This is a genomic window from Actinomadura meyerae (genome assembly GCF_900188445.1).
Classification (GTDB): Bacteria; Actinomycetota; Actinomycetes; order Streptosporangiales; family Streptosporangiaceae; genus Spirillospora; species Spirillospora meyerae.
In genome coordinates this window covers 106897-128825 of the sequence record NZ_FZOR01000009.1, presented here as the reverse complement: position 1 = coordinate 128825, position 21929 = coordinate 106897, and the positions used below count along the sequence as shown (strand labels likewise).

General features: G+C 74.1%; 19 protein-coding genes. 13 read left to right on the top strand and 6 right to left on the bottom strand.

The features are described 5' to 3' along the window. Nucleotides 1-82: 82 nt before the first annotated feature. Complete coding sequence (locus CHF16_RS12320) at nucleotides 83-997, top strand: oxidoreductase (protein WP_089326122.1); 915 nt, start codon at nucleotides 83-85, stop codon at nucleotides 995-997. Here CHF16_RS12320 and CHF16_RS12315 read toward each other — a convergent pair. From CHF16_RS12315 to CHF16_RS12295, 5 genes are all read right to left on the bottom strand, one after another. Continuing rightward, complete coding sequence (locus CHF16_RS12315; protein WP_089326121.1) at nucleotides 994-1566, bottom strand: TetR/AcrR family transcriptional regulator; 573 nt, start codon at nucleotides 1564-1566, stop codon at nucleotides 994-996. The two genes, CHF16_RS12320 and CHF16_RS12315, sit on opposite strands and share 4 nt — an antisense overlap. Nucleotides 1567-1603: 37 nt before the next feature. Then, a complete protein-coding gene (locus CHF16_RS12310; RefSeq protein WP_089326120.1) occupies nucleotides 1604-2146 on the bottom strand; it encodes a methylated-DNA--[protein]-cysteine S-methyltransferase in 543 nt (180 codons plus the stop codon). A gap of 110 nt (nucleotides 2147-2256) precedes the next feature. Next, nucleotides 2257-4893: a DUF6493 family protein gene (locus CHF16_RS12305; RefSeq protein WP_089326119.1), complete on the bottom strand. Its 2637-nt coding sequence runs from the start codon at nucleotides 4891-4893 to the stop codon at nucleotides 2257-2259. Beyond that, on the bottom strand, nucleotides 4890-6281 hold the full coding sequence (locus CHF16_RS12300; protein ID WP_089326118.1) for an SWIM zinc finger family protein: 1392 nt from the start codon (nucleotides 6279-6281) through the stop codon (nucleotides 4890-4892). Before CHF16_RS12300 ends, CHF16_RS12305 begins: the two co-directional genes overlap by 4 nt. A gap of 38 nt (nucleotides 6282-6319) precedes the next feature. After that, nucleotides 6320-7561 (bottom strand): homocitrate synthase/isopropylmalate synthase family protein, encoded by a 1242-nt coding sequence (locus tag CHF16_RS12295; RefSeq protein WP_089326117.1) that lies wholly within the window; start codon nucleotides 7559-7561, stop codon nucleotides 6320-6322. A 69-nt stretch (nucleotides 7562-7630) separates the two neighbouring features. On the opposite strand from CHF16_RS12295, the gene CHF16_RS12290 reads away from it, so the two are divergent. The 6 genes from CHF16_RS12290 (at nucleotide 7631) to CHF16_RS12265 (ending at nucleotide 14429) form a co-directional block, all read left to right on the top strand. After that, the gene (locus tag CHF16_RS12290) at nucleotides 7631-8848 is read left to right on the top strand and encodes a citrate synthase (protein ID WP_089326182.1); all 1218 of its coding nucleotides are present in this window, start codon (nucleotides 7631-7633) and stop codon (nucleotides 8846-8848) included. Between the two features lie 48 nt (nucleotides 8849-8896). Next, nucleotides 8897-9256 (top strand): hypothetical protein, encoded by a 360-nt coding sequence (locus CHF16_RS12285; protein ID WP_089326116.1) that lies wholly within the window; start codon nucleotides 8897-8899, stop codon nucleotides 9254-9256. A 59-nt stretch (nucleotides 9257-9315) separates the two neighbouring features. Continuing rightward, nucleotides 9316-9645: a DUF3817 domain-containing protein gene (locus CHF16_RS12280; RefSeq protein WP_089326115.1), complete on the top strand. Its 330-nt coding sequence runs from the start codon at nucleotides 9316-9318 to the stop codon at nucleotides 9643-9645. A gap of 71 nt (nucleotides 9646-9716) precedes the next feature. Beyond that, a complete protein-coding gene (locus CHF16_RS12275; protein WP_089326114.1) occupies nucleotides 9717-10640 on the top strand; it encodes a bifunctional helix-turn-helix transcriptional regulator/GNAT family N-acetyltransferase in 924 nt (307 codons plus the stop codon). 794 nt (nucleotides 10641-11434) lie between these two features. Beyond that, nucleotides 11435-13831 carry an endopeptidase La gene (lon, locus tag CHF16_RS12270; protein ID WP_089326113.1) on the top strand — a complete coding sequence of 799 codons (2397 nt, stop codon included), beginning with the start codon at nucleotides 11435-11437 and terminating at the stop codon, nucleotides 13829-13831. A 112-nt stretch (nucleotides 13832-13943) separates the two neighbouring features. After that, nucleotides 13944-14429, top strand: coding sequence for a VanZ family protein (locus tag CHF16_RS12265; protein WP_245868404.1), 486 nt, complete (start codon nucleotides 13944-13946; stop codon nucleotides 14427-14429). A gap of 17 nt (nucleotides 14430-14446) precedes the next feature. On the opposite strand, the gene CHF16_RS12260 is transcribed toward CHF16_RS12265, so the two are convergent. After that, nucleotides 14447-15958 carry a nitroreductase family deazaflavin-dependent oxidoreductase gene (locus CHF16_RS12260; protein ID WP_089326111.1) on the bottom strand — a complete coding sequence of 504 codons (1512 nt, stop codon included), beginning with the start codon at nucleotides 15956-15958 and terminating at the stop codon, nucleotides 14447-14449. A 178-nt stretch (nucleotides 15959-16136) separates the two neighbouring features. On the opposite strand from CHF16_RS12260, the gene CHF16_RS12255 reads away from it, so the two are divergent. The 6 genes from CHF16_RS12255 (at nucleotide 16137) to CHF16_RS12230 (ending at nucleotide 21928) form a co-directional block, all read left to right on the top strand. Further along, nucleotides 16137-17153 carry a Gfo/Idh/MocA family protein gene (locus CHF16_RS12255; protein WP_089326110.1) on the top strand — a complete coding sequence of 339 codons (1017 nt, stop codon included), beginning with the start codon at nucleotides 16137-16139 and terminating at the stop codon, nucleotides 17151-17153. After that, a complete protein-coding gene (gene iolC / locus CHF16_RS12250; RefSeq protein WP_089326109.1) occupies nucleotides 17150-18085 on the top strand; it encodes a 5-dehydro-2-deoxygluconokinase in 936 nt (311 codons plus the stop codon). Before CHF16_RS12255 ends, iolC begins: the two co-directional genes overlap by 4 nt. Continuing rightward, nucleotides 18082-18951: a 5-deoxy-glucuronate isomerase gene (gene iolB, locus CHF16_RS12245; RefSeq protein WP_089326108.1), complete on the top strand. Its 870-nt coding sequence runs from the start codon at nucleotides 18082-18084 to the stop codon at nucleotides 18949-18951. Before iolC ends, iolB begins: the two co-directional genes overlap by 4 nt. Nucleotides 18952-19074: 123 nt before the next feature. After that, nucleotides 19075-20064, top strand: coding sequence for a sugar ABC transporter substrate-binding protein (locus tag CHF16_RS12240; RefSeq protein ID WP_089326107.1), 990 nt, complete (start codon nucleotides 19075-19077; stop codon nucleotides 20062-20064). After that, nucleotides 20061-21122 (top strand): ABC transporter permease, encoded by a 1062-nt coding sequence (locus tag CHF16_RS12235; RefSeq protein ID WP_089326106.1) that lies wholly within the window; start codon nucleotides 20061-20063, stop codon nucleotides 21120-21122. Before CHF16_RS12240 ends, CHF16_RS12235 begins: the two co-directional genes overlap by 4 nt. Continuing rightward, entirely contained in the window at nucleotides 21119-21928 is an 810-nt protein-coding gene (locus CHF16_RS12230) for an ATP-binding cassette domain-containing protein (RefSeq protein ID WP_089326105.1), read from the top strand. The genes CHF16_RS12235 and CHF16_RS12230 overlap by 4 nt, the downstream gene beginning before the upstream one ends. Nucleotide 21929: the final 1 nt, after the last annotated feature.

The following is a 21929-nucleotide window of genomic DNA, read 5'->3' as shown; positions in this document are numbered from 1 at the left end:
TCCGTTGCCCTCTATTCGAGGACCCGTCTAACTTGGCAGTCCCGCGCGGGGACGCGAGCCCCGCGACGACGTGGAGGTGCCCATGCGCGGCTGGACGGCGAACGACATCCCCGACCTGTCCGGGCGGCGGGCGGTCGTCACCGGTGCCAACAGCGGCATCGGCTACCACACCGCGCTGCAGCTCGCCCGGCACGGCGCGTCCGTCGTGCTGGCCTGCCGCAGCGCCGAACGCGGGCAGGCCGCCTTCGACCGCATGCGGAAGGCCGCGCCCGGCGCCGACCTCGCGCTCGGCGCGCTCGACCTCGCCGACCTGGCGTCCGTCCGGACGTTCGCGGACCGGTACGGCGCGGAACCGGTCGACGTCCTCGTCAACAACGCCGGCGTCATGGCGATCCCGCGCCGCGCCACCGCCGACGGCTTCGAGACGCAGTTCGGCACCAACCACCTCGGCCATTTCGCGCTCACCGGGCTGCTGCTGCCCGCGCTGCGCTCCGCGCCGTCCGCCCGCGTCGTCACCGTCACCTCCGGCTTCGCCTGGACGGGCCGGCTCGACTTCGACGACCTGCAGGGCGAGCGCCGGTACCGCAAGTGGGCGGCCTACGCGCAGGCCAAGCTCGCCAACCTGCTGTTCGCCAAGGAGCTCGACCGGCGCTTCCCGGAGCTGACGAGCGTCGCCGCCCACCCCGGCTACGCGGCGACGAACCTCCAGCGGACCGGGCCGAGGATGCAGGGCAACACCCTCATGGAGAAGGCCACCGGCATCGGCAACGCGCTGATCGCCCAGTCCGCCGCGGCGGGGGCGCTGCCGTCCCTGTACGCGGCGACGGCGGACGTCGAGGGCGGCGCCTGCTACGGCCCCAGGCTGCTCCAGTACCGCGGCGCCCCCGCCAAGGTGGTCACGCCGCCGCAGGCGAACCGGCCCGGCCTCGGAGAGCGCCTCTGGGAGGTCTCCGAGACCCTCACCGGCGTCACCTACGCGCCCGCGCGGGCCTCCTAGCCGAGCCCCCGGACCGCCTGCGCCACCGTCGCGTCGACGACGGCCGCGGCGCCGTCCGGCCGCTGGGCGAGCCGGGCGGCGGCGTCGACCAGCCCCTGGATCAGCTCGGCGCGCAGCTCCGGCTCCGGGACGCCGCCCTCCTCCAGCGCGGCCGCGAGCGGCCGCAGCAGCTGCGCGTGCCCGGCCCGGATGCGGTCGAGGGCCGGCTGGGCGAGCGCGTGCTCGGCCAGCGCGACGGCGGCGGCGTGCCGGCCGTCCGTCATGACCTCCAGCTGGCAGCGGACGTACGCCGCGACCTTGCCGTCCAGGCCGGTCGCGCCGCCGAGGGCGCGCTCGACCAGCGCCGCCCACCGCGGCAGTTCCTCGTCCAGGATCGCGGCGACGAGGTCGTCCCTGGACCGGAAGTACTCGTACAGGCCCGGCCGGGACAGCCCCACCCGCCGCGCCAGCGCCGCCAGCGTCAGCGCCTCGATGCCCTCCTCCGCCACGAGCGCGCGCGCCCCGTCCAGCAGGTTCCGCAGCTGCCGGGCCCGGTGCTCGGCGACGGTCGCCTCACTGATCTTCGGCACGCGCCCATTCTAGGCTTGCCGACTACGCGTAGGTAAGTTACGGGGCGCGGCCGATGTCCCAGTCGAGGGTCGCGGGCAGGGCGCCCTCCAGCGTCAGCAGCCAGCGCTTGACCTCGATGCCCGACCCGCCGCTGTAGCCGCCCAGCCCGTTCGAGGCGACGACCCGGTGGCACGGCACGATCAGCGGGATCGGGTTGCTCCCCATGATCTGCCCGATGACCTGGGCGTGCACGCCGGTGCCGCTGCGGTCGCCCAGCTCGCCGTAGGTGACGGTCCGCCCGTAGGGGACGGTGTCGTACAGCGTGGTCAGCACCTGCCGCTGGGCGTCGGAGGTGAGGCGCCAGTCGATCGGCACCTCGAACCCCTTCAGGTCGCCGGCGAAGTAGTCGCGCAGCGCCGCCAGGACCGGGGCGACCCGGCCGGGGGCGTCCACGACCGGCAGCCCGGCGGCCTTGGCGGTCCGGGCGCGGGCGGCGGGGGTGTCGCGGAAGTGCAGCGCCGCGACCCCCGTCCCGGTCTCGGCGACGAGCAGGCGCCCGAGCACGGTGTCGACCGTGCCGAACGCGAGGGTCTCGGTCATCGTGCGGTGCTCCTTCCCGGTACGTCCAGCGTCCCACGCGCGTCCGACATCCCGGTCATGGGCGGCGCGTGGTCGAACGCCGTGTCCTCTATGAACACCGGGGCGCGCGCTCAGGTTGCGATCGTGCGGTGGAGGCGGGCGCATTCGGTGACCAGGCGGCTGGAACCGCCGCGCGCCGCCACCTCCGCGACCGCCGGGACGGCGCCCTTCGCGCCGGTGACCTCGGCCATCCGGGTGGCCAGGGCGACCAGGGACGGGAGACCGGCGGGTGCGCGTTCGCCCGGCGCGGGGAGCATGTGCGGTAGCGCGGTGGCCAGGACCGTCCACACATCGGCGTGGGCGCCCGCGTCGGCGGCGGCCGTGAGGGCCTTGAGCGTGCGGGGCAGCGGGATGCGGCCCAGCGCGCACAGCCTGCCGAGCGCGGTGCCCGTCTCGGCCGCCGGGAGGGCGTCCCGGGCGCTGAGCGTCACCAGCGCGTCGACGGCGTTCGACCGGTCGCGCTGGTCGTCGGCGGCCAGGGTGAACGCGAGGAGGGCGGCGGTGGCGGGCCCGGCCGGGCCGTCGGCCTCCGCGACGCCGAGCATGGCGGCGCCCGGCATCCGGACGTCGTCCGGGAAGTTTCCGGCGTGGACGGCGAGGTGCGCGGCGGCGACCTCGCGGTGGGACGGCAGGATCGCGGGCCAGTGCCCGATCCGCTCAAGGAGGTTCCAGGGTGCCGCGTCGCGCCCGGCCCGCGCGGACAGGGCGCACACGCGGTCGGCGTCGGTGTCGCCGGGCACGTCCACCGAAGTGCGGATGAGGGCCGGGGGGCGCGATGCCCGGTCACCGCCGGTGCCGCTCCGCGGGTCGATGATCTCGCAGGTGACGGCCGGGTCCGGGAGGCCGCCTGCGGCGAGCCAGGACGCGACGGCCCGGCCCGCCCCGGACGCCAGCGCCTTCGCCCGAACCGGGGCCGCGGGGCCGACCTCGCGCGGGACGCGGAGCATCGCCTGAGCGAGGTCGGCCCGCCCCGGCTCGGCGCCCGCCTCCTCCAGGCGTTCGAGGCGGCCGACGAGGACGTCCGGGTCGATGTGCCCGCTCGCCTCGGTCGGGGTCGCGAGGAGAAGCGGCCGCGTCCCGACGGAGGACGCGGTCTCGCGCAGCCGCCACTCCAGGAACCGTGCCAGCGGCGGATCGGACGGCGCCGCGCCCGGACGCGAGCGCCGCAGGGAGAGGGCGGCGCGGAGCCCGGCCGCGCGCTTCCGGCGCCCGAACAGCAGGGTGTCCACCGGGAAGGCGACCCAGCTGGCCTCGATGGTGCGGCGCATGTACGCGTAGTCGTCCGGCCTGGTGATCCACGGCGCGATGTCGTCGGCGACCTTCCACAGCGCCTCCCTGGTCCCGCCGGGGTCGCGGTGGGCGTGGTCGATGAGCGCCGCCAGGAACCGCTCCGTCGCGGCCCACTCCTCCTCGGCGCGCACCAGGGTGCCGAACTCGTCGGCGAGCTCGGCCAGGGAGCCGATGGGCGCGGGCATCGCCCTGGGCACGTAGGGGAGCGGGCCCGGCGAGACGGGTTCCGGGAGGGCCTCGACCTCGCCGAACGCGTCCGCGATCGCCGCGCGCGGCCCGGCGGGCAGGACCCCGGCCGCGTCCCGGACCTCCGCCCGGACGGCCTCGCCCGCGCGGGCGGCGTGCTTGGCCGCGATCTTGACGGCGCGCTCGCGCAGGTCGATCACCTCGGACGGGAAGAGCGCGGTGAGGGCGCGCAGCGTGGCGTCGACCCGGCCGCGCCTGCGGGCCGTCCGGTCGAGCCAGGTCAGGCAGGCCCGGACGAGCTTGCGCTCGGGGCGGAACAGCACCGCGTCCGCGGCCTCGGTGAACGGCTCCGCGCCGAGCCGGCCGAGGTCGTCGGCGCGGCGCACCTGCCGCAGCGCGAGGTCGGCCACCACCGGCGGCGCGGTGGGCAGCAGCCGCACGTAGTCGCGGAGGCGGTCGACGGTCTCCTCGTCGGTGGGTTCGAGCGCGTCGTGGAGCCCGGCGAACCAGCGCAGGGAATGCGCCGTGCCGCCGCGCAGGAAGCGGCTCACGCAGCCGTCGAGGAGGAGGCGGCGCTCGATCCGTCCCGCACGGGCCAGGTCCACCAGCGCGGCGGCCCAGGTGGTCTCGCGGGACGCGTCCCACTGGACCCGGTTCGCGTCGTCGGCGAGGGCGGCGCCGACCCCTTCCGCCTCGAACAGCTTCGGGAGGAGCGTGTCCAGGAACGGGTCGCGGGCGAGGTCCTCCGCGTGGCCGGGGCCGGCGACCCAGCCGACCACGAAACCGTCGGACACCGGCGGCGGGGCGCCGGCCGACCTGGCGAGCGCCGCCGCGACCTCCCAGCGTGCCCGCTCCCCGTCGAAGACCCGCATCCGGTCGCCGATCCGGCGCGCGACCTCGGCGCGCCACTCCGCGGGGCGGGCCCGCGTCACCTCGTCCAGCAGCCGCATGGCGTCATCGCCCCACCACCAGAGCCGCAGGTCGGTGCGGCACAGCCAGGACGCCGCCGCGGCCGGGCCGCCGATCGCGCCGGCACCGGCGATGAGCAGCCGGCGCATCACCTCATCGTCGAACCACCCGTACTCCGTCGCGGCCCGCATCTCCTTCAGCAGCCGGGGAAGCTCGGCGGCGGCGGTGCGCCGCTCGGTGTCGTCCAGCGCCGTCACGGCGCGCGCCGTCGCCTCCAGGCCGCCCTCCTGGATCGCCTGCCGCAGTTCCGCCCAGGTGCTCATCGTCCGGCCTCCACCGTCTGCTCCGCCGTCTCTCCGGCCCCGCGGCGGGCGATCCGCGCCGCGAGGACGTGCTTGCAGGGCCCGCGCTCGCCCCGGTGGTCGAACCACCAGGGGCAGGTGCAGGCGGCGCGGTCGCCGTCGAAGCGGACCTCCCGCTCACCGCCGGCGGTCGACACGATCGCCGTGCCGCCGGGCGTGAACCGCACGGCGCCGTCCTCGACCAGCGCGCGCGCCGACCGCAGCCGCGGGTTGAGGCCGGCCACGCGCGCCGGGTCGTAGGGGAGTTCGCGGTGGAAGAAGGCGGCCTCGGCGGCGTCGAAGCCGACCCGTCCGGACGTGCCGAGCTGGGTCAGCGCGGCCCTCGTCCGGGCGAGGCCGATGCCGGACCGCTCGGCCAGCAGATGCGGTTCGACGCGCGGCTCGAAGGACAGCAGGGCGCCGAGCAGGTCGGCGTCCCCGGCGGCCTCGTCGGTCGCGATGTCCTCCAGCACGGCGCCCTCACCGGAGAAGCCGCGCGAATGCTGCGGCGACAGGGTCAGGACGTACCTCATGCCGGGGAGCTCCAGCTCCCACACGCTCGACACGGGGCCGCCGCCCGGGGCGACGGGCGGCCCGTAGACGCGCAGGGCACGGGCGAAGCGGAGCAGCGGCAGCATCGTCCGCAGCCGGTCGGGGCCCGCCAGGCACACCGCGCCGGGCACCGGGCGGGACGTGACCCGCAGCGTCCTCCCGGCGGGCACGGCCCACAGCGGTTCGCGCGTCGCGCGCGGCAGGCTCCGCAGGAACCGCACCGCGCCCGGCCCGTCCAGCTCGCCGCGCGGGTCGAATGCCGCCGTGATGACCTGCACTTCGGCGAACCCCCGGAGCCAGCGGTCGGGCAGCGGGACCTTCTTCTCCACGACCGCGCCGTCCAGCGTGGTGACGGCCAGTTCCTCGGCCCCGACCGCCAGATGCAGCGGATCGGAGCCGCCCACGCGCGCGAGGGCCTCCCGCAGGGGGCCGTTGACGTCCACGTTCGTCGTGCCCCGCTCGTGGACCTCGCCGTCCAGCGCGGGCTCCAGGACGTCCAGCCGGGCGTACACGCCGCCGCAGGCGGAGAACGACTCCATCCGGATCCGGTCGCCGTTGCAGGTGACGACCGGATCGCGGAAGGACGTCGGGCGAGGCTGGAAGTACCGGGTCTGCGCCACGTCGGCCAGGGCGAGGAGCGCCGCCGCCGCCGGGGCCGCCTGGGTGAGCACGCCGCTGAAGAAGTGCGGGTGCGCCTGCGGCCCGCTGCTCGTGGTGCCGCCGGACGTGGACAGGCCCAGAAGCCCCGCGTCCAGGCCCGAGGGCCTCGTGTACGTGTACGCCTGCGCGGCCCCGGCCGCCACCGTCCTGCTCGCCATGCCCCGAGAAGATAGAGACCGGCCCGGACAAATTCTCGTCAGTCGAGCTGACCTGGGAAGAGCAGCGACAGTTCGCGCGGGTGGCGCGCGATCAGGCGGAGCTCGTCGTCGGTAAGCGGGCGACCTGTCTGGGCGTTGCACAGCTGGACGAGCCTGAACGCGAGGTCCTCCTCGACCGGCTCGATGCCCAGTTCGTCCATGACGTGCCTGAACCCGGCCTTGCCGCCGTACTCGCCGGTGAGGACGACGCGGCCGGGACGGGTGTGCCAGTCGTCCGGGAAGGGGCCGAGGGTCTCCTCGTCGTACAGCTCGTAGTTGCCGTGGTCCTTGAGCGCGCCGTCCGCGTGGATGCCGGACTCGTGGGCGAACGCGTTGCGTCCCACGCCCACCTGGTTGTAGGGGAGCGGCTGGCCGAACGCGTAGCTCGCCCACAGCGCGAACCGCCGCGCCCAGGACAGGTCGATCGGGTCGCCGAACTCGATGCCGCGCTCCCGCAGCCCGAACCCGTGCCGGAAGGCGAGGATGGTCGACAGCAGGTCGGCGTTGCCGGACCGCTCGCCGATGCCGTTGACGCACGTGTTGATCCAGGCGTCCTGGCCCGCCTCCAGGTCGCCCAGCGCGCCGCTGACGGAGTTGGCCACGGCCAGGCCGAGGTCGTTGTGGCAGTGGGTCTCGACCGGCATGCCGACGGCGGACGCCAGCTCGGCGAAGCGGGCCCGGATCCGGTCCGGGGTGTCGCCGCCGATGGTGTCGCAGTACCGGACGCGGTCGGCGCCGGCCTCCTTGGCGGCCAGCGCGAACTCCTTGAGGAAGCCGTCGTCGGTGCGGGAGCCGTCCTCGGCGTTGACCCCGACCGTCTCGGCACCGGCGGCCTTCGCCGCGCGGACGGCCGCGGCCGCCTCGCGGATGATCGCGGCCCGGTCCAGCCGGCCGCGGAACTTGTTCGCGATCATGTAGTCGGACGTCGAGATCGACAGGTTGTAGTGCGCGAGGCCGGTGCCCCCGGCCCGCACCTCCGCGGCCTTCTCCACGTCCGCCGCGACGCCCCGGCACCAGCCGGACAGCCGCAGGCCGCCGAAGGCGCCCGCCTCCGCCAGCGCGATCTGCGCCCGCACGTAGGGCGCCTCGTGGAACAGGAACGGGAAGCCGATCTCGGACTGCGCCACGCCGAGGCGGCCCAGGTAGAAGTTCACCATCGTCTTGCCGAACTTGGACAGCCCGGTCCGAGCCGTCTGCACGCCGTCGCGGTTGGTCACGTCCAGGAAGTGAATCTGTGGCATGCCCTCAGATTGACACTGGAATCCACATGCATCAATATTGATGAAAATCAATGTCGAAGGGTGGCGGGCGTGACGGACGACCAGGTCGGCGGGTGGATCGACGCGGCGGCGGCCGCCGAGCGGCTCGGTGTGAAGCCCGCCACGCTCTACGCGTACGTGAGCCGGGGCGTGCTGCGCCGCCGGCACGCCCCCGACGGCCGCCGCAGCCTGTTCGACGCCGCGCAGGTCGAGGAGCTCGCCCGGCGCGGCAGGCCGCGCCGCCCGCCCGGCCCGGGGGAGCTGGCCATCGAGTCGTCGATCACCGCGCTCGGCGCCGACCGCCCCTACTACCGGGGGCGCGACGTCCTCGGCATGGCGGGGTCCCGGACGTTCGAGGACGTGGCCGCGTGGCTCTGGACGGGCGACGACGGCGGCGATCCCGGCACGTGGGAGACCCGGCCGGACGGCGTCGCGGCGGCCGTCGCCGCCCAGTCCGGGCTGCCCGCCGGCATCCTCCCGCTCGACCGCCTCCAGCTGATCGCGGTGGCGCTCGCCGCCACCGACCCGCTGCGGCACCATCTCGACCCCGAGGGCGTCATCGGCACCGGGCGGTCGCTGGTCGCGGGCCTCGTCGAGGCGCTCCCGCCCGCCGGCGGCACCGCGGCGGAAGGGCGGCTCGCCGAGCGGCTCTGGAGCCGGCTGTGCCCGCACCCGCCCGAGCCGGACGGCCTGCTGCGCGCGTTCGAGGGCGCCATGGTCCTGCTGGCCGACCACGAGCTGGCCGCGTCCACGGTCGCCGCCCGGGTCGCGGCGTCCGTGCGCGCCGACCCCTACGCGGTCGTCGCGTCCGGGCTCGGCGTGCTGAGCGGACCGCTGCACGGCGGCGCGTCCTACGGGGCGGAGCGGCTCCTCGCGGAGGTCACCGACCCGGCGTCCGCGTCCCGGGTGCTGGGGGAGCGGCTGCGCGGCGGCGAGCGCATCCCCGGCTTCGGGCACGGCGTCTACAAGTCCGGCGACGCCCGCGCCGCCCGCCTGATGGAGCTGCTCACGGCCGCCGCGCCGGACCACGAACGGCTCGCCGCCGCCACCGCCGTCCTCACCGAGGCCGAGCGGCGCCGCCTGCCCGCGCCCAACGTCGACTTCGCGCTGGCGGCGCTGGGCGCGGTCGCGGGCCTCGTCCCGGGTGCCGGGGAGGCGCTCTTCGCCGTCGCGCGGACCGCCGGGTGGCTCGCGCACGCCCTGGAGGAGTACGCGCGGCGGGTGCCGCTGCGGCCCCGCGCCGTCTACTCCGGCCCGCCGGTGCCCTGAGGCGGGGTCGCGGCGCCACCTCGCGGAACCGGGGGTAGGCTCGGTGCCGTGCGACGGTTCCTCACCCCAGGCTGGCTCGGGCTCCACGCCCTGGCGATCGTGCTGTGCGGCGCGTTCCTCGGGTTCGGCTGGTGGCAGTTCGACCGCGCCCAGTCCGGCAACGACCGCAGCTGGGCGTACACGTTCGAGTGGCCGATCTTCGCCATCTTCGTGCTCGTGATGTGGATCAAGATGATCCGGGACGAGCGGGCCGGCACGGCCCCCGCGCCCACGGTGCTGGAGGAGCCCGCGGAGGCCGAGGTCAAGCGGGAGATCATCAAGCGGCACGAGGAAGAGGACCCCGCCCTCGCGGCGTACAACCGCTACCTCGCCCGCCTCAACTCCGAGAGCGCCCGCGGCCGCCGCTGACCCCCGCGCGCGGGCGGCGCGCCCGCGCCCAGGCCCGCCGAACGAAAGGTGTTGTTTCTGTGGAAGGCGCGGTCACCAGGTACCGGATCCTGGCGTTCATCGTCGGCACCCTGCTGGTGCTGCTGGCGATCGGGATGGTCCTCAAGTACGGGCCGACCGACATGCCGGAGATGGCGGGCATCGTGTCGCCCATCCACGGCCTCTTCTACATGGTCTACGTGGCGCTCGCCTTCGACCTGTGGCGGCGCACCGGCTGGCCGATCGGCAAGATGGCGCTGATCGTGCTCGGCGGCGTCGTGCCCCTGATGACCTTCTTCGTCGAGCGCAAGATCGTCCGCGAGGCGCGCGCGCTGCCCGCCGCCGAGGCGAAGGCCGGCGCGGGCGTCTGAGATCCCCCCGGGGCTGGTGCCGCGCCCGCTCATCGCCTAACGTTTGACTGAGTCAAACGTTTGGAGGCGCCATGGAGGTGACCGAGGAGGACGTCGGCACGGTCCGCGCGTTCAACCGCTTCTACACCGGTGTCATCGGGGTGCTCGGCGAGGGGCTCGTCCGCTCGCCGTACTCGCTGACCGAGGCGCGGGTGATCTTCGAGTTGGCCCAGCGGGAGGACACCGAGGTGCTCGCGCTGCGCCGCGCCCTCGATCTCGACGCCGGCTACCTCAGCCGGATGCTGGCCCGCTTCGAGGCCGACGGGCTCGTGCTGCGCGAGCGCGCGCCGGGCGACGCCCGCCGCCAGATCGTCCGGCTCACCCCGCGGGGCCGCGAGGTGTTCGCCATGCTGGACGAGCGGACCGCCGCCGAGATCCGCGGGCTGCTGGGCGGCCTCGACGCCGGCGACCGCAGCCGCCTGCTCGCCGCGATGCGGACCGTGCAGGGCGTGCTCGGCGACCGGCCGCACCCGGACGGCGCCGTGCTGCGCCCGCTGCGCCCCGGCGACCTCGGCTGGGTGGTCGAGCGCAACGGCGCCCTGTACGACACCGAATGCGGCTGGGACCGCACCTACGAGGCGCTCGTCGCCTCGGTCGTCGCCGACTACGTGCGCGACCACGACCCGGAGCGGGAGAACGCGTGGATCGCCGAGGCGGACGGCGCCCGCGTCGGCGCGGTGTTCTGCGTGAAGCGCACCGAGGACGTCGCGCAGTTGCGGCTGCTGCACGTCGAGCCGGACGCCCGCGGGCTGGGCGTCGGCGCGGCGCTCGTCGGCGCCTGCGTCGACTTCGCCGCGGAGGCCGGCTACACCGAGATCATGCTCTGGACCACGGCGCTGCAGCGTCCCGCGCACCGCGTCTACGCGCGCGCCGGGTTCGTGCTCACGGACGAGGAGCCGCCCGTGGAGCGCTTCGGCGACGTCATCCACGGGCAGGTGTGGCGCAAGAAGCTGTGACCGGGACCCGCGGAGGGCTGTCGCACCTCCGCGGGCCCGGTGCTCGCAGCGATCCCTGACTGCGTCGGCGGCCGGGACGGGGGTCGGACGGAGTTCCGGCCGCCTGTGCTACCGGCGTGGCGCCGGTCCTTCTGGGGGCTGGTGCTCACCTCCCTTCCGCTCGCGCCGGGCGGGGGCGTGACGGCCCGCCCGGCCAAGGGGGGAGGGCGCCGAAGGGCGCCCGGAAGCTCGGGACCGGACCGGCGGCGCGGTGGGACACGGCCGCCGGCCCGGCCGCCGGGGGGTACCGGTGCCGCGGGGGCGGGCGGCACCGGGGCCCGGGGAAGGCCGCTGCGCGGGGCCGGCCGGGTACGGCCGAGAACCCGAGGTGTGTCGCGGCGCGCCGGCGGGGAGCGCGCCGCGAACGCCCTCGGCCGTACGGGCCGGGCCGCGGGTGGACGGGGACGCGGAAAGGGGCCGCCCGGTCTGTCGCATATCGACCCCTCCTCGCTCCCGACCTGGGACTTTGCCGCCCCGAGGATCGTACGTTCACCGTGTGTCACGATCTCGTTGCGTTTAGTACCCGGCCGTCATGCGCGCGTAAACACGCGCCGTGCAAAGAATCAAGATCGCTAAGCGGTCTTTGCCTCCGCATTGCCCGAGCGGCCCGCCGGGCGTCCACCGCGCGCCGCGCCCCGGGCCCGGGTGGTGATCGCTGAGAGCGAACGTTGCTGCGGAAACAAAATGCTGCTCCGTTTTCTTGAGTGTGTATGGCTCAACTTGAGGTTGGGCCGTCAACGGACTTGGAGCTGAGCATGAGCGAAACCCTGACGCTGCCGGTGCTGCCCCTGGAAGACGGGGTCGTTCTGCCCGGCATGGTGGTCCCCCTGGACCTCTCGGAGAGCGGCGAGGTTCGGGCGGCCATCGAAGCCGCGCGGGCGGTGTCCCAGTCCAAGGGCCCGGGCATCCGGTCGGCGGCCAAGCCGCGGGTGCTGCTGGTGCCCAGGCTGAACGGGCGGTACTCCGACGTCGGCACGCTCGGCGTGGTCGAGCAGGAGGGCCGGCTGCCCGGCGGGGAGCCGGGCGCGGTCGTCCGCGGCGTGTCCCGCGTCCGGATCGGGACCGGGACGACCGGCCCCGGCGCGGCCCTGTGGGTCGAGGGCACCGTGATCGAGGCGCCGCCGGCGTCCGGGCGGGCGCAGGAGCTGGCCAAGGAGTACAAGGGCCTGGTCGGCGCGATCCTGCAGAAGCGCGGCGCCTGGCAGGTCGTGGACGTGGTGCAGCAGATCGACGACCCGTCCACCCTGGCCGACAACGCCGGATACGCGCCCTACCTGACCGACGAGCAGAAGATCGAGGTCCTGGAGACCGTCGACGTGGTCGAGCGGCTGGAGCTGCTCATCGGCTGGACGCGCGACCACCTCGCCGAGCTGGACGTCGCGGAGACGATCCGCAAGGACGTCCAGGAGGGCATGGAGAAGACGCAGCGGGAGTTCCTGCTGCGTCAGCAGCAGGAGGCCATCCGCAAGGAGCTGGCCGAGCTGAACGGCGACCCCGCCGACGAGGAGGACGACTACCGGGCCCGGATCGAGGCCGCGAACCTCCCCGAGAAGGTGCGCGAGGCGGCGCTGAAGGAGGTCGACAAGCTGGAGCGGTCGTCCGACGCCTCGCCCGAGGGCGGCTGGATCCGCACCTGGCTGGACACCGTCCTCGACATCCCGTGGAACGAGCGCACCGAGGACGCCTACGACATCCCGGGCGCCCGGGAGATCCTGGACGCCGACCACGCCGGGCTGGACGACGTGAAGGAGCGCATCGTCGAGTACCTGGCCGTGCGCAAGCGGCGCGAGGACCGCGGCCTCGGCGTCGTGGGCGGGCGCAGGAGCGGCGCCGTGCTGGCGCTGACCGGTCCTCCCGGCGTGGGCAAGACCTCGCTGGGCGAGTCGGTCGCGCGGGCCATGGGCCGCAAGTTCGTCCGTGTCGCCCTGGGCGGCGTCAGGGACGAGGCCGAGATCCGCGGTCACCGCCGCACGTACGTGGGCGCTCTCCCCGGACGCATCGTCCGGGCCATCCGCGAGGCCGGTTCGATGAACCCGGTCGTCCTGCTGGACGAGGTCGACAAGGTCGGCGCCGACTACCGGGGCGACCCGACCGCGGCGCTGCTGGAGGTCCTCGACCCCGAGCAGAACCACACCTTCCGGGACCACTACCTGGAGGTGGAGCTCGACCTCAGCGACGTGCTGTTCCTCGCCACCGCGAACGTGGTGGAGGCCATCCCCGGGCCGCTGCTCGACCGGATGGAGCTGGTGGAGCTGGACGGCTACACCGAGCACGAGAAGGTCACCATCGCCCGCGACCACCTGCTGCCGCGCCAGCTCGACAAGGCGGGGCTGGAGGCGTCCGAGGTGAGCTTCGGCGACGACGCGCTGCGGCTGCTGGCGTCCGAGTACACCCGCGAGGCGGGCGTCCGGTCCCTGGACCGCTCGATCGCGCGGGTGCTGCGGAAGGTCGCCGCGAACGTGGCGCTGGGGAAGGCGGAGCTGCCGGTCTCGATCGGCGCGGCCGACCTGAAGGACTACCTGGGCCGGCCCAGGTTCACCCCGGAGGTCGAGCTGAGCCGCAACGAGCGGCGCACCGGCGTGCCGGGCGTGGCGACGGGCCTCGCGGTCACCGGGGCGGGCGGCGACGTCCTCTACATCGAGGCGTCGCTGGCCGACAAGGAGACCGGCGACACCGGCGTGACGCTCACCGGCCAGCTCGGCGACGTCATGAAGGAGTCGGCCCGGATCGCGCTGTCCTACCTGCGCTCGCGCGGCGCGGAGCTGGAGCTTCCGGTCGGCGACCTGAAGGACCGCGGCGTGCACGTCCACGTGCCCGCCGGCGCGATCCCGAAGGACGGCCCGAGCGCGGGCATCACGATGACCACGGCGCTGGCCTCCCTGCTGTCGGGGCGGCCGGTCCGCGCGGACGTCGCGATGACGGGCGAGGTGTCGCTGACCGGGCGGGTGCTGCCGATCGGCGGCCTGAAGCAGAAGCTGCTGGCCGCGTCCCGGCTCGGCATCACCACCGCGATCGTGCCGAAGCGGAACGAGCCGGACCTTGAGGACGTCCCGGCCGAGGTGCTGGACAACATGACGGTCTTCACCGTCAGCGACGTCCGCGAGGTGCTGGAACTGGCCCTGGAGCCGGCCACCACCGTCGTGGCGGCCTGACGGACCCGAACGCCCGCGCCGGTCCGGCGCGGGCGTTCGCATGCCCGGATTCGGGTCCGGCCGTAATCCGGTGCCGCGCATAGTCCGCGGCGGGGCGGGGACCTGCCGCCGGGTGTTGGTGGAAATGTGGCAGCCCGCGGCGCCGGGCGAACGGGTCCCGCGGTACGTCCTCGCCCTGCGCGTCCTCGCCGTCCTGGCGGCGCTGGGCCTGCTCGGCGTGTTCTTCTACTTCGCGTTCAGGCTGACGCTGACGCCCGTCCATGACAACGGCCAGGCGGGCGGCAACACCGACCCGGGCCGCTCACTGCGCTTCTACCTGGACCGCCCCACCAAGGAGGCCGTCCTCCAGATAGGCGGCAACCTGGCGCTCCTGGCCCCTCTCGGCGTCCTGCTCCCCATCGTCTGGACGACCCTGCGCGGCCCCATACGCCTGGCCCTGGTGACCGGAGTGCTCTCCCTGACCATCGAGGCCATCCAGGGGGCCCTGGTGGTGGGACGGGCCTTCGACGTGGACGACGTCATCCTGAACGTGACCGGCGTAGTCCTCGCCTACCTCATCCTGGGCCGCCGCCTGTCCCGGACGCTGCGCGGCACCTAGCTCCGGCAGATGCACACCTAGCGCGGGGTCAGGTGGAAGACGCGTAGTTCGCGTTGGGCGCGTTCCACGTAGCTGTCGTAGACGGGCCAGACCGCGGTGAGGCGGGGCCAGATCTCCTTGCGTTCACGGTCGTCGAGGAGGTGGGCGGTGACGGGGACGGTGCGGCCCTGGAAGCTGACCTCGGCGGAGGGGTTCTTGATGAGGTTGCCCGTCCAGGCGGGGTGCTTCTCGCGGCCGAAGTTGGAGCCCACGACGTACCAGCCGCCGGCGGGGTCGGGCAGGCAGGCGAGCGGCGTCCGGCGGGGGAGGCCGCTCTTGGCGCCGGTCGCGGTGAGGACGAGGCTCGGGACGAGCAGCTGGCCGAGCATGAGCCGGCCGCCGGTTGCCCTGTGCAGGGCGCGGTCCACGTGCGGGACGACCTTCGGGCCGACCTTGGCGAACCATGCCGCGCCCGAGACCCGGTGGAAGACGGGCCCCAGGGTGCGCTGGATCAGGGTCGGCGGCGGCGTCGCGCCGGCGGCGAGCCGTCCGGCCCGGCGCGGGTTGAGGTGGCCGCTGCGGGCCAGCCACCGCAGTGCGTCGGCGACGGTCTCCTCGACGGGGCGCAGCGTCAGGTCGAGCGCCTCCAGGATGGGGCGGTCGTCGGTCGGGACGAGCGTGACCATGAACTCGGCGGCGTCGCGGGTGAGCGGGTAGTCGAAGCGGCGGACGCGCTTGGCCGCGTCCAGCGCCGAGCCCAGTGCGAGCATGGCTTGGGACGGGACGCGTACTCGGCGGCACTTCACGCCGGTGAGGCGGTCGCACAGGTCGGCGTACTGCGGCCAGGTCAGGTAGTGCCCGCCCAGGACCCAGCGGCTCGGGCCCTGGCGCGCCTCGACGGCACGGGCCAGCGCCTCGCCGAGGTCGCGGACGTCGATGACGGACACGCCGCCGCCCGGCAGGGGCCACACCTTGCCGAGCGCGGCGGCGAGCCCCTCGTTCAGGGCGTCCAGCGAGGGCTGGTCGGGGCCGCAGACGCCGCCGGGGTAGACGATCGTCACCGGCGCGCCGTCCTCCTGGAGGCCGCGCACGTAGCGCTCCGCCGCCAGCTTGGACCTGCCGTACTCGGTGCGGGGGTTCGCCAGCGCGTCGTTCGCGGTGATGACCTTGCCGGAGGGCGGGACGAACACCCCGATCGTGGACACGTGGATCACGTGGGCGAGGCCCTGCGCGACGGCGCCGCCCACCACGTTGCGGGTGCCGCGGACGTTGACCTCGACCAGGTCGCGGCCGCCTCCGGTGACGCCGATCGCGGCGGCGGCGTGGACGGCGGCGTCGCAGCCGGCGAGGGCGGAGGACACCGCGTCCGCGTCCATCATGTCGCCCTGGACGAGTTCCACGTCCTCCGGCGCGACTCCGACCGACCGAAGGACCCGGGAGGCCTTGCCGGGGTCGCGCACGAGCGCGCGCGGCGCGTGCCCGGCGGCGAGGAGGGCGCGGACGGTGTGGGAACCGACGAACCCCGAGGCGCCGGTGACGAAGATCCGCATGGGGACAAACTAGCGCTTGGTGCGACCCGGGCGACAGTCCGCGGGCACCGTCCGGCCAGCGTAGCGCCGGTATTTTCGGACGCCTTCATTACCGGTCCGCGGACGAGTCGCCGTTGACGCTGCTGGAACGGTCCAGTCACACTCGTGAATCACCTGACCGCCGACCGGGAGGGGATCGATGAGGATCGGACTGGCCGGCGCGGGGCGCATCGGTGCGCGCCACGCCGCCGCTCTCTGCGCACTGCCCGAGGTGGACACCCTGCTCATCGCCGACGCGGACGCCGCCCGCGCGCGCGACCTCGCGGTTCGCCTCCCGTCCCCGGCGCGGGCGCTGGACGCCGTCGGGGAGCTGTTCGCGGCCGGCCTGGACGGGCTGGTCGTCGCGGCGGCCACCGACGCCCACGCGGCCCTGGTGGAGCGCGCGGTGGCCGCGCGAACTCCCGTCTTCTGCGAGAAGCCGCTCGCCGCGGATGTCGATGGAACGTTCCATACCGTCCGGTCGGCGGCGGCCGCCGGCGTGCCGGTGCAGGTCGGCTTCCAGCGCCGCTTCGACGCCGGGAACGCGGCGGCCCGGGAGGCCCTCGCGTCCGGGCGGCTCGGCTGGCTGCACACCGTCCGGTCGTGCAGCTTCGACCCGTCGCCGCCGCCCCCCGCGTACGTCCCGTCGTCCGGCGGGCTGTTCCGCGACTGCGTCATCCACGACCTCGACCTCATCCGGTTCGTCACCGGGCGCGAGGTCGTGCGCGTGATGGCCGCGGGCGCCAACCGCGGCGACGACTTCTTCCGCGAGTGCGGCGACATCGACACCGGCTCCGCGCTGCTCGTCCTGGACGACGGGACGCTCGGCGTCGTGTCCGCCACCCGCTACAACGCCGCGGGCTACGACGCCCGGCTGGAGCTGTTCGGCTCCAAGGACAGCATCGTCGCCGGCCTGGACGACCGCACGCCCGCCGCTGCGCTGCCCGAGCGGGACGCGGAGCCGCAGTCCGCCGACAGGCCCGCCTACAGCGGCTTCATGGAGCGCTTCTCCGACGCCTACGACGCCGAGATCCAGGCGTTCGTGGACATGGTCGCCGGCCGCCGCGCCAACCCGTGCCCGCCCGAGGACGCCCTGGAGGCGTTCTATCTCGCCGAGGCGTGCGAGATGTCCATGCGCGAGGGCCGGATCGTCGGCACCGGGGAAGTGCGGCGATGAGCTTCGACCTCATCACGATGGGGCGGGTGAGCGTCGACGTCTACCCCGACCAGACCGGCGTCCCGCTGGAGGACGTCGAGTCGTTCGGCAAGTACCTCGGCGGCAGCCCCACCAACGTCGCCGTCGCGGCGGCCAGGTACGGCCGCCGCACCGCCGTCATCACGCGTACCGGGAACGACCCGTTCGGACGGTTCGTCCACAAGGCGCTGCGGGGGTACGGGGTAGACGACCGGTACGTCACGTCCGTCCCCGGCCTGCCGACCCCGCTGGCCTTCTGCGAGATCTTCCCGCCGGATGACTTCCCGCTGTACTTCTACCGCTATCCCAAGGCGCCCGACCTGGAGATCCACCGGGACGAGCTGGACCTGGAGGCGATCCGCGAGGCGCGCATCATGTGGGGCACCGTCACGGGCCTCTCTCAGGAGCCCAGCCGTGAGGCGACCCTGGCGGCGCTGGCCGAGCACCCCGGCCAGACCGTCATCGACCTCGACTACAGGCCGATGCTGTGGGACGACCCCGCCGAGGCCCCGCACTGGGCGGGCCGCGCCCTGGAACACGCCAAGGTCGCGGTCGGCAACCTGGACGAGTGCGAGGTCGCGGTGGGGGAGAGGGAGCCGGAGACCGCCGCCCGCGCGATCCTCGACCGCGGCCCGGAACTCGCCGTCGTGAAGATGGGCCCGGGCGGCGTCCTCGCCGCGACGGCCCGGGAGACCGTGCGGGTTCCGCCGGTCGAGGTCGACGTCGTCAACGGGCTCGGCGCCGGCGACGCGTTCGGCGGAGCCCTCTGCCACGGCCTCCTCGCCGGCTGGGAGCTGCCGCGGATCGCCGGGTTCGCGAGCGCCGCCGGGGCGGTCGTCGCGTCCCGCGTCGCCTGCTCCGAGGCGATGCCCGCGCAGGACGAGGTCGAAGCACTGCTCAAGGAGACCGGATGAACCACCACCTGCCCGCGGGCACCGCCGGAGACGGCCCCTACGGCCTCGCCATCACGCCCGAGTCGGCCGGCTGGACGCACTCCGCCCTGCGCGTCCTCGACCTGTCCGGCGGCGGCGAGCACACCTTCGGCACCGGCGCATTCGAGACGATCGTCCTGCCCCTGGCCGGGTCGTGCGCGGTGGAGTGCGACGGCACGCGGTTCGAGCTGGAGGGCCGCGACGACGTGTTCAGCCGCGTCAGCGACTTCGCCTACGTCCCGCGCGACGCCCGCGTCACCGTGCGGGGGAGCGGACGGTTCGCGCTGGCCGGCGCCCGGTGCGAGAACCGGCTGGAGCCCCGCTACGGCCCGGCGGAGAAGGTGCCGGTCGAGCTGCGCGGCGCTGGGGCGGCGAGCCGCCAGGTCAACAACTTCGGCACGCCGGACGGCTTCCCGTTCGCCGAGAAGCTGATCGCCTGCGAGGTGCTCACGCCGGGCGGCTGCTGGTCGTCCTTCCCGCCGCACAAGCACGACGAGGACCGGCCCGGCGAGTCGGTGCTGGAGGAGATCTACTACTTCGAGGTCGCCGGGGACGGCATGGGCTACCAGCGCGTCTACGGCACGCCGGAGCGTCCCATCGACGTGCTCGCCGAGGTCCGCACCGGGGACGCCGTGCTGGTCCCGCACGGCTGGCACGGGCCGTCGATGGCCCCGCCCGGCCACGACCTCTACTACCTCAACGTCATGGCCGGCCCGTCCCCGGAGAGGGCCTGGCGGATCTGCGACGACCCCGCGCACGCCTGGATCCGCGACACCTGGACGGGCCGGGAGCCCGATCCGCGCCTTCCGCTGACCTCATCGGACGGGCGGGCGGAAGGGCGGCGGTGACCCCCGCGGACCCCCGCCGCGACCTGGACAGTCCCGAATTGTGAGCCGGATCCCGCGCACGCCCGCCCCGATCTGTGATCAACTCCTCACACCGACACATTCGGGGAGAACGGAGAGCAGCCGATGAGAGGCGTTGTCGCGCGCGGGTCGACCCGGAGGCTCGCGGTCCTGGCCGCCGCTGGGCTGCTGGCGCTGAGCGCCTGCAGCAGCTCCGGCGGGAAGAAGTCCGAGGAGGCCCCCGAGGGGGCCGGCCCCCGGCTGAAGATCGCGATGGTGACCCACTCCGGCGCCGGCGACACGTTCTGGGACATCGTCCAGAAGGGCGCGAAGGCGGCCGCCGCCAAGGACAATGCCGAGTTCCTCTACTCGGCGGACCCGGACGGCGGCAAGCAGGCCCAGCTCGTCCAGGCGGCGATCGACAAGAAGGTCGACGGGATCATCGTCACGCTCGCCAAGCCCGACGCGATGAAGGACGTGCTGGCCCGCGCCGCCGCCGCGAAGATCCCGGTCGTGTCGATCAACTCCGGCGCCGCGGAGTCGGCGGAGCTCGGCGCGGTCGCGCACTTCGGGCAGGACGAGTCCATCGCGGGCGAGGCGGCCGGCGCGGAGCTGGGCGAGATCGGCGCGAAGAAGGCGCTGTGCGTCATCCACGAGCAGGGCAACGTGGGTCTGGAGGCCCGCTGCGCCGGTGCGAAGAAGACGTTCGGCGGCGACATGGAGAACCTGTTCGTCCAGGGCACGAACATGCCGGACGTCAAGTCGTCGATCACCGCCAAGCTCCAGTCCGACAAGGCCGTCGACGGGATCCTGACGCTCGGCGCTCCGTTCGCCGCGACCGCCGTCGACGCGGTGAAGGAGACCGGCAGCAAGGCCAAGATCGGCACGTTCGACCTGAACAAGGACCTGATCGCCTCGCTCAAGGCGGGCTCCATCCAGTTCGCCGTCGACCAGCAGCCGTACCTGCAGGGCTACGAGGCCGTCGACCAGCTGTGGCTGATGAAGAACAACGGCAACGTGCTCGGCGGCGGGCGTCCGGTGCTGACCGGTCCGGCGATCGTCACCGGGGAGAACGCGGGCGGCCTGGAGGCGTTCGCGAACCGGGGGACGCGATGACGCAGGCGGTCGCCGAGCCGCCCCCGGTGGCCGGTCCCGGCTCCGACGAGCGCCTGGCCCGGCGGTCGCCGCTGCGGCGGCTGCTGGGCCGCCCGGAGCTCGGCGCGCTGCTCGGCGCCGTCGCGCTGTTCGTGTTCTTCTCCGCGGTCGCGGACGCGTTCCTGCGCGCCGGGTCGTTCTCCACCGTGCTGTACGCCGCGTCCACCTTCGGGATCATGGCGGTCGGGGTGTCGCTGCTGATGATCGGCGGCGAGTTCGACCTGTCGGCCGGGGTGATGGTGACCTCGTCGGCGCTGATCGCGGCGCTGACCGCCTACCAGTTCACGCTGAACGTGTGGGCCGGCGTCGCGATCTCGCTGGTGCTGACACTGGCGCTCGGCATGGTCAACGGCGTCCTCTACGTCCGGACCAGGCTGCCGAGCTTCATCATCACGCTGGCCACGTTCTTCATGCTCGCGGGGCTGAACCTCGGCGTGACGAAGGCGCTCACCGGCAACGTCGCCAGCGACTCCGTCCGCGACATGGACGGCTTCGGCTCCGCCCGCGCGGTGTTCGCCTCGGACGTGGACGTCCTCGGCGTCAACGTGAAGATCACCGTGTTCTGGTGGCTGCTGTTCACCGCGATCGCGACCTGGCTGCTGCTGCGCACCCGCACCGGCAACTGGATCTTCGCGGCGGGCGGCGCGGCGGCCGCCGCCCGCGCGGTCGGCGTGCCGGTCGACCGGGTCAAGATCGGCCTGTTCATGGGCGTGGCGTTCTGTGCCTGGTTCTCCGGGATGCACCTGGTGTTCGCGTTCGCGACCGTCCAGTCCGGCGAGGGCATCGGCAACGAGTTCCTGTACATCATCTGCGCGGTCATCGGCGGCTGCCTGCTGACCGGCGGCTACGGGTCGGCGATCGGCGCGGCCATCGGCGCGTTCATCTTCGGCATGACGAACAAGGGCATCGTGTACGCGGAGTGGAACCCCGACTGGTTCCGCTTCTTCCTCGGCGCGATGCTGCTGGTCGCGACCGTGGTGAACCTGATCGTGCGGCGCAGAGTGGAGCGGTCGTCATGACGGACGCGAAGGCGGCGCCGCTGATCCGGCTGGCCGGCGTCGGCAAGAACTACGGCAACGTCATCGCGCTGCGGGACGTCGACATGGAGGTGTCCGCGGGCGAGGTCACCTGCGTGCTGGGCGACAACGGGGCGGGCAAGTCGACGCTCATCAAGGTCGTCGCGGGCCTGCACCGGCACGACGCCGGGACGTACGAGGTCCAGGGCGAGGAGGTCTTCTTCGGCTCGCCCCGCGAGGCCCTCGACCGGGGCATCGCGACCGTCTACCAGGACCTCGCGGTCGTCCCGCTGATGCCGGTCTGGCGGAACTTCTTCCTCGGCTCGGAGAAGCGCAGGGGCTTCGGACGGCTGGACATCGGGTTCATGCGCGAGACCACGCGCACCGAGATGGCCGCGATGGGGATCGACCTGCGCGACGTCGACCAGCCCATCGGGACGCTGTCGGGCGGCGAGCGCCAGTGCGTCGCCATCGCCCGCGCCGTCCACTTCGGCGCCAAGGCCCTCGTCCTGGACGAGCCCACCGCCGCCCTCGGCGTGAAGCAGGCGGGCGTGGTGCTGCGGTACGTCCTGCAGGCGAGGGAGCGGGGCCTCGCGGTCGTGTTCATCACCCACAACCCGCACCACGCCTACCCGGTCGGGGACCGCTTCCTGATCCTCAACCGGGGCCGCAGCATCGGCTACCACACCAAGGACGAGATCACCCGGGAGGAGCTGACCGGCCTCATGGCGGGCGGCGCCGAGCTGGAGGAACTGGCCCACGAGCTGGACGCGGCGTCCTCCTCCTCGGAGGGCCCGGCCGGCCAGTAGG

Excerpts from the sequence above, each read along its gene's own strand:
- CHF16_RS12240 (WP_089326107.1), top strand. The coding sequence starts at position 19,075 with ATGAGAGGCGTTGTCGCGCGCGGGTCGACCCGGAGGCTCGCGGTCCTG.
- CHF16_RS12255 (WP_089326110.1), top strand. The coding sequence starts at position 16,137 with ATGAGGATCGGACTGGCCGGCGCGGGGCGCATCGGTGCGCGCCACGCC.
- CHF16_RS12295 (WP_089326117.1), bottom strand. The coding sequence starts at position 7,561 with ATGCCACAGATTCACTTCCTGGACGTGACCAACCGCGACGGCGTGCAG.
- CHF16_RS12260 (WP_089326111.1), bottom strand. The coding sequence starts at position 15,958 with ATGCGGATCTTCGTCACCGGCGCCTCGGGGTTCGTCGGTTCCCACACC.
- CHF16_RS12310 (WP_089326120.1), bottom strand. The coding sequence starts at position 2,146 with ATGACCGAGACCCTCGCGTTCGGCACGGTCGACACCGTGCTCGGGCGC.
- iolC (WP_089326109.1), top strand. The coding sequence starts at position 17,150 with ATGAGCTTCGACCTCATCACGATGGGGCGGGTGAGCGTCGACGTCTAC.
- lon (WP_089326113.1), top strand. The coding sequence starts at position 11,435 with ATGAGCGAAACCCTGACGCTGCCGGTGCTGCCCCTGGAAGACGGGGTC.
- CHF16_RS12300 (WP_089326118.1), bottom strand. The coding sequence starts at position 6,281 with ATGGCGAGCAGGACGGTGGCGGCCGGGGCCGCGCAGGCGTACACGTAC.
- iolB (WP_089326108.1), top strand. The coding sequence starts at position 18,082 with ATGAACCACCACCTGCCCGCGGGCACCGCCGGAGACGGCCCCTACGGC.
- CHF16_RS12235 (WP_089326106.1), top strand. The coding sequence starts at position 20,061 with ATGACGCAGGCGGTCGCCGAGCCGCCCCCGGTGGCCGGTCCCGGCTCC.
- CHF16_RS12320 (WP_089326122.1), top strand. The coding sequence starts at position 83 with ATGCGCGGCTGGACGGCGAACGACATCCCCGACCTGTCCGGGCGGCGG.
- CHF16_RS12275 (WP_089326114.1), top strand. The coding sequence starts at position 9,717 with ATGGAGGTGACCGAGGAGGACGTCGGCACGGTCCGCGCGTTCAACCGC.
- CHF16_RS12230 (WP_089326105.1), top strand. The coding sequence starts at position 21,119 with ATGACGGACGCGAAGGCGGCGCCGCTGATCCGGCTGGCCGGCGTCGGC.
- CHF16_RS12305 (WP_089326119.1), bottom strand. The coding sequence starts at position 4,893 with ATGAGCACCTGGGCGGAACTGCGGCAGGCGATCCAGGAGGGCGGCCTG.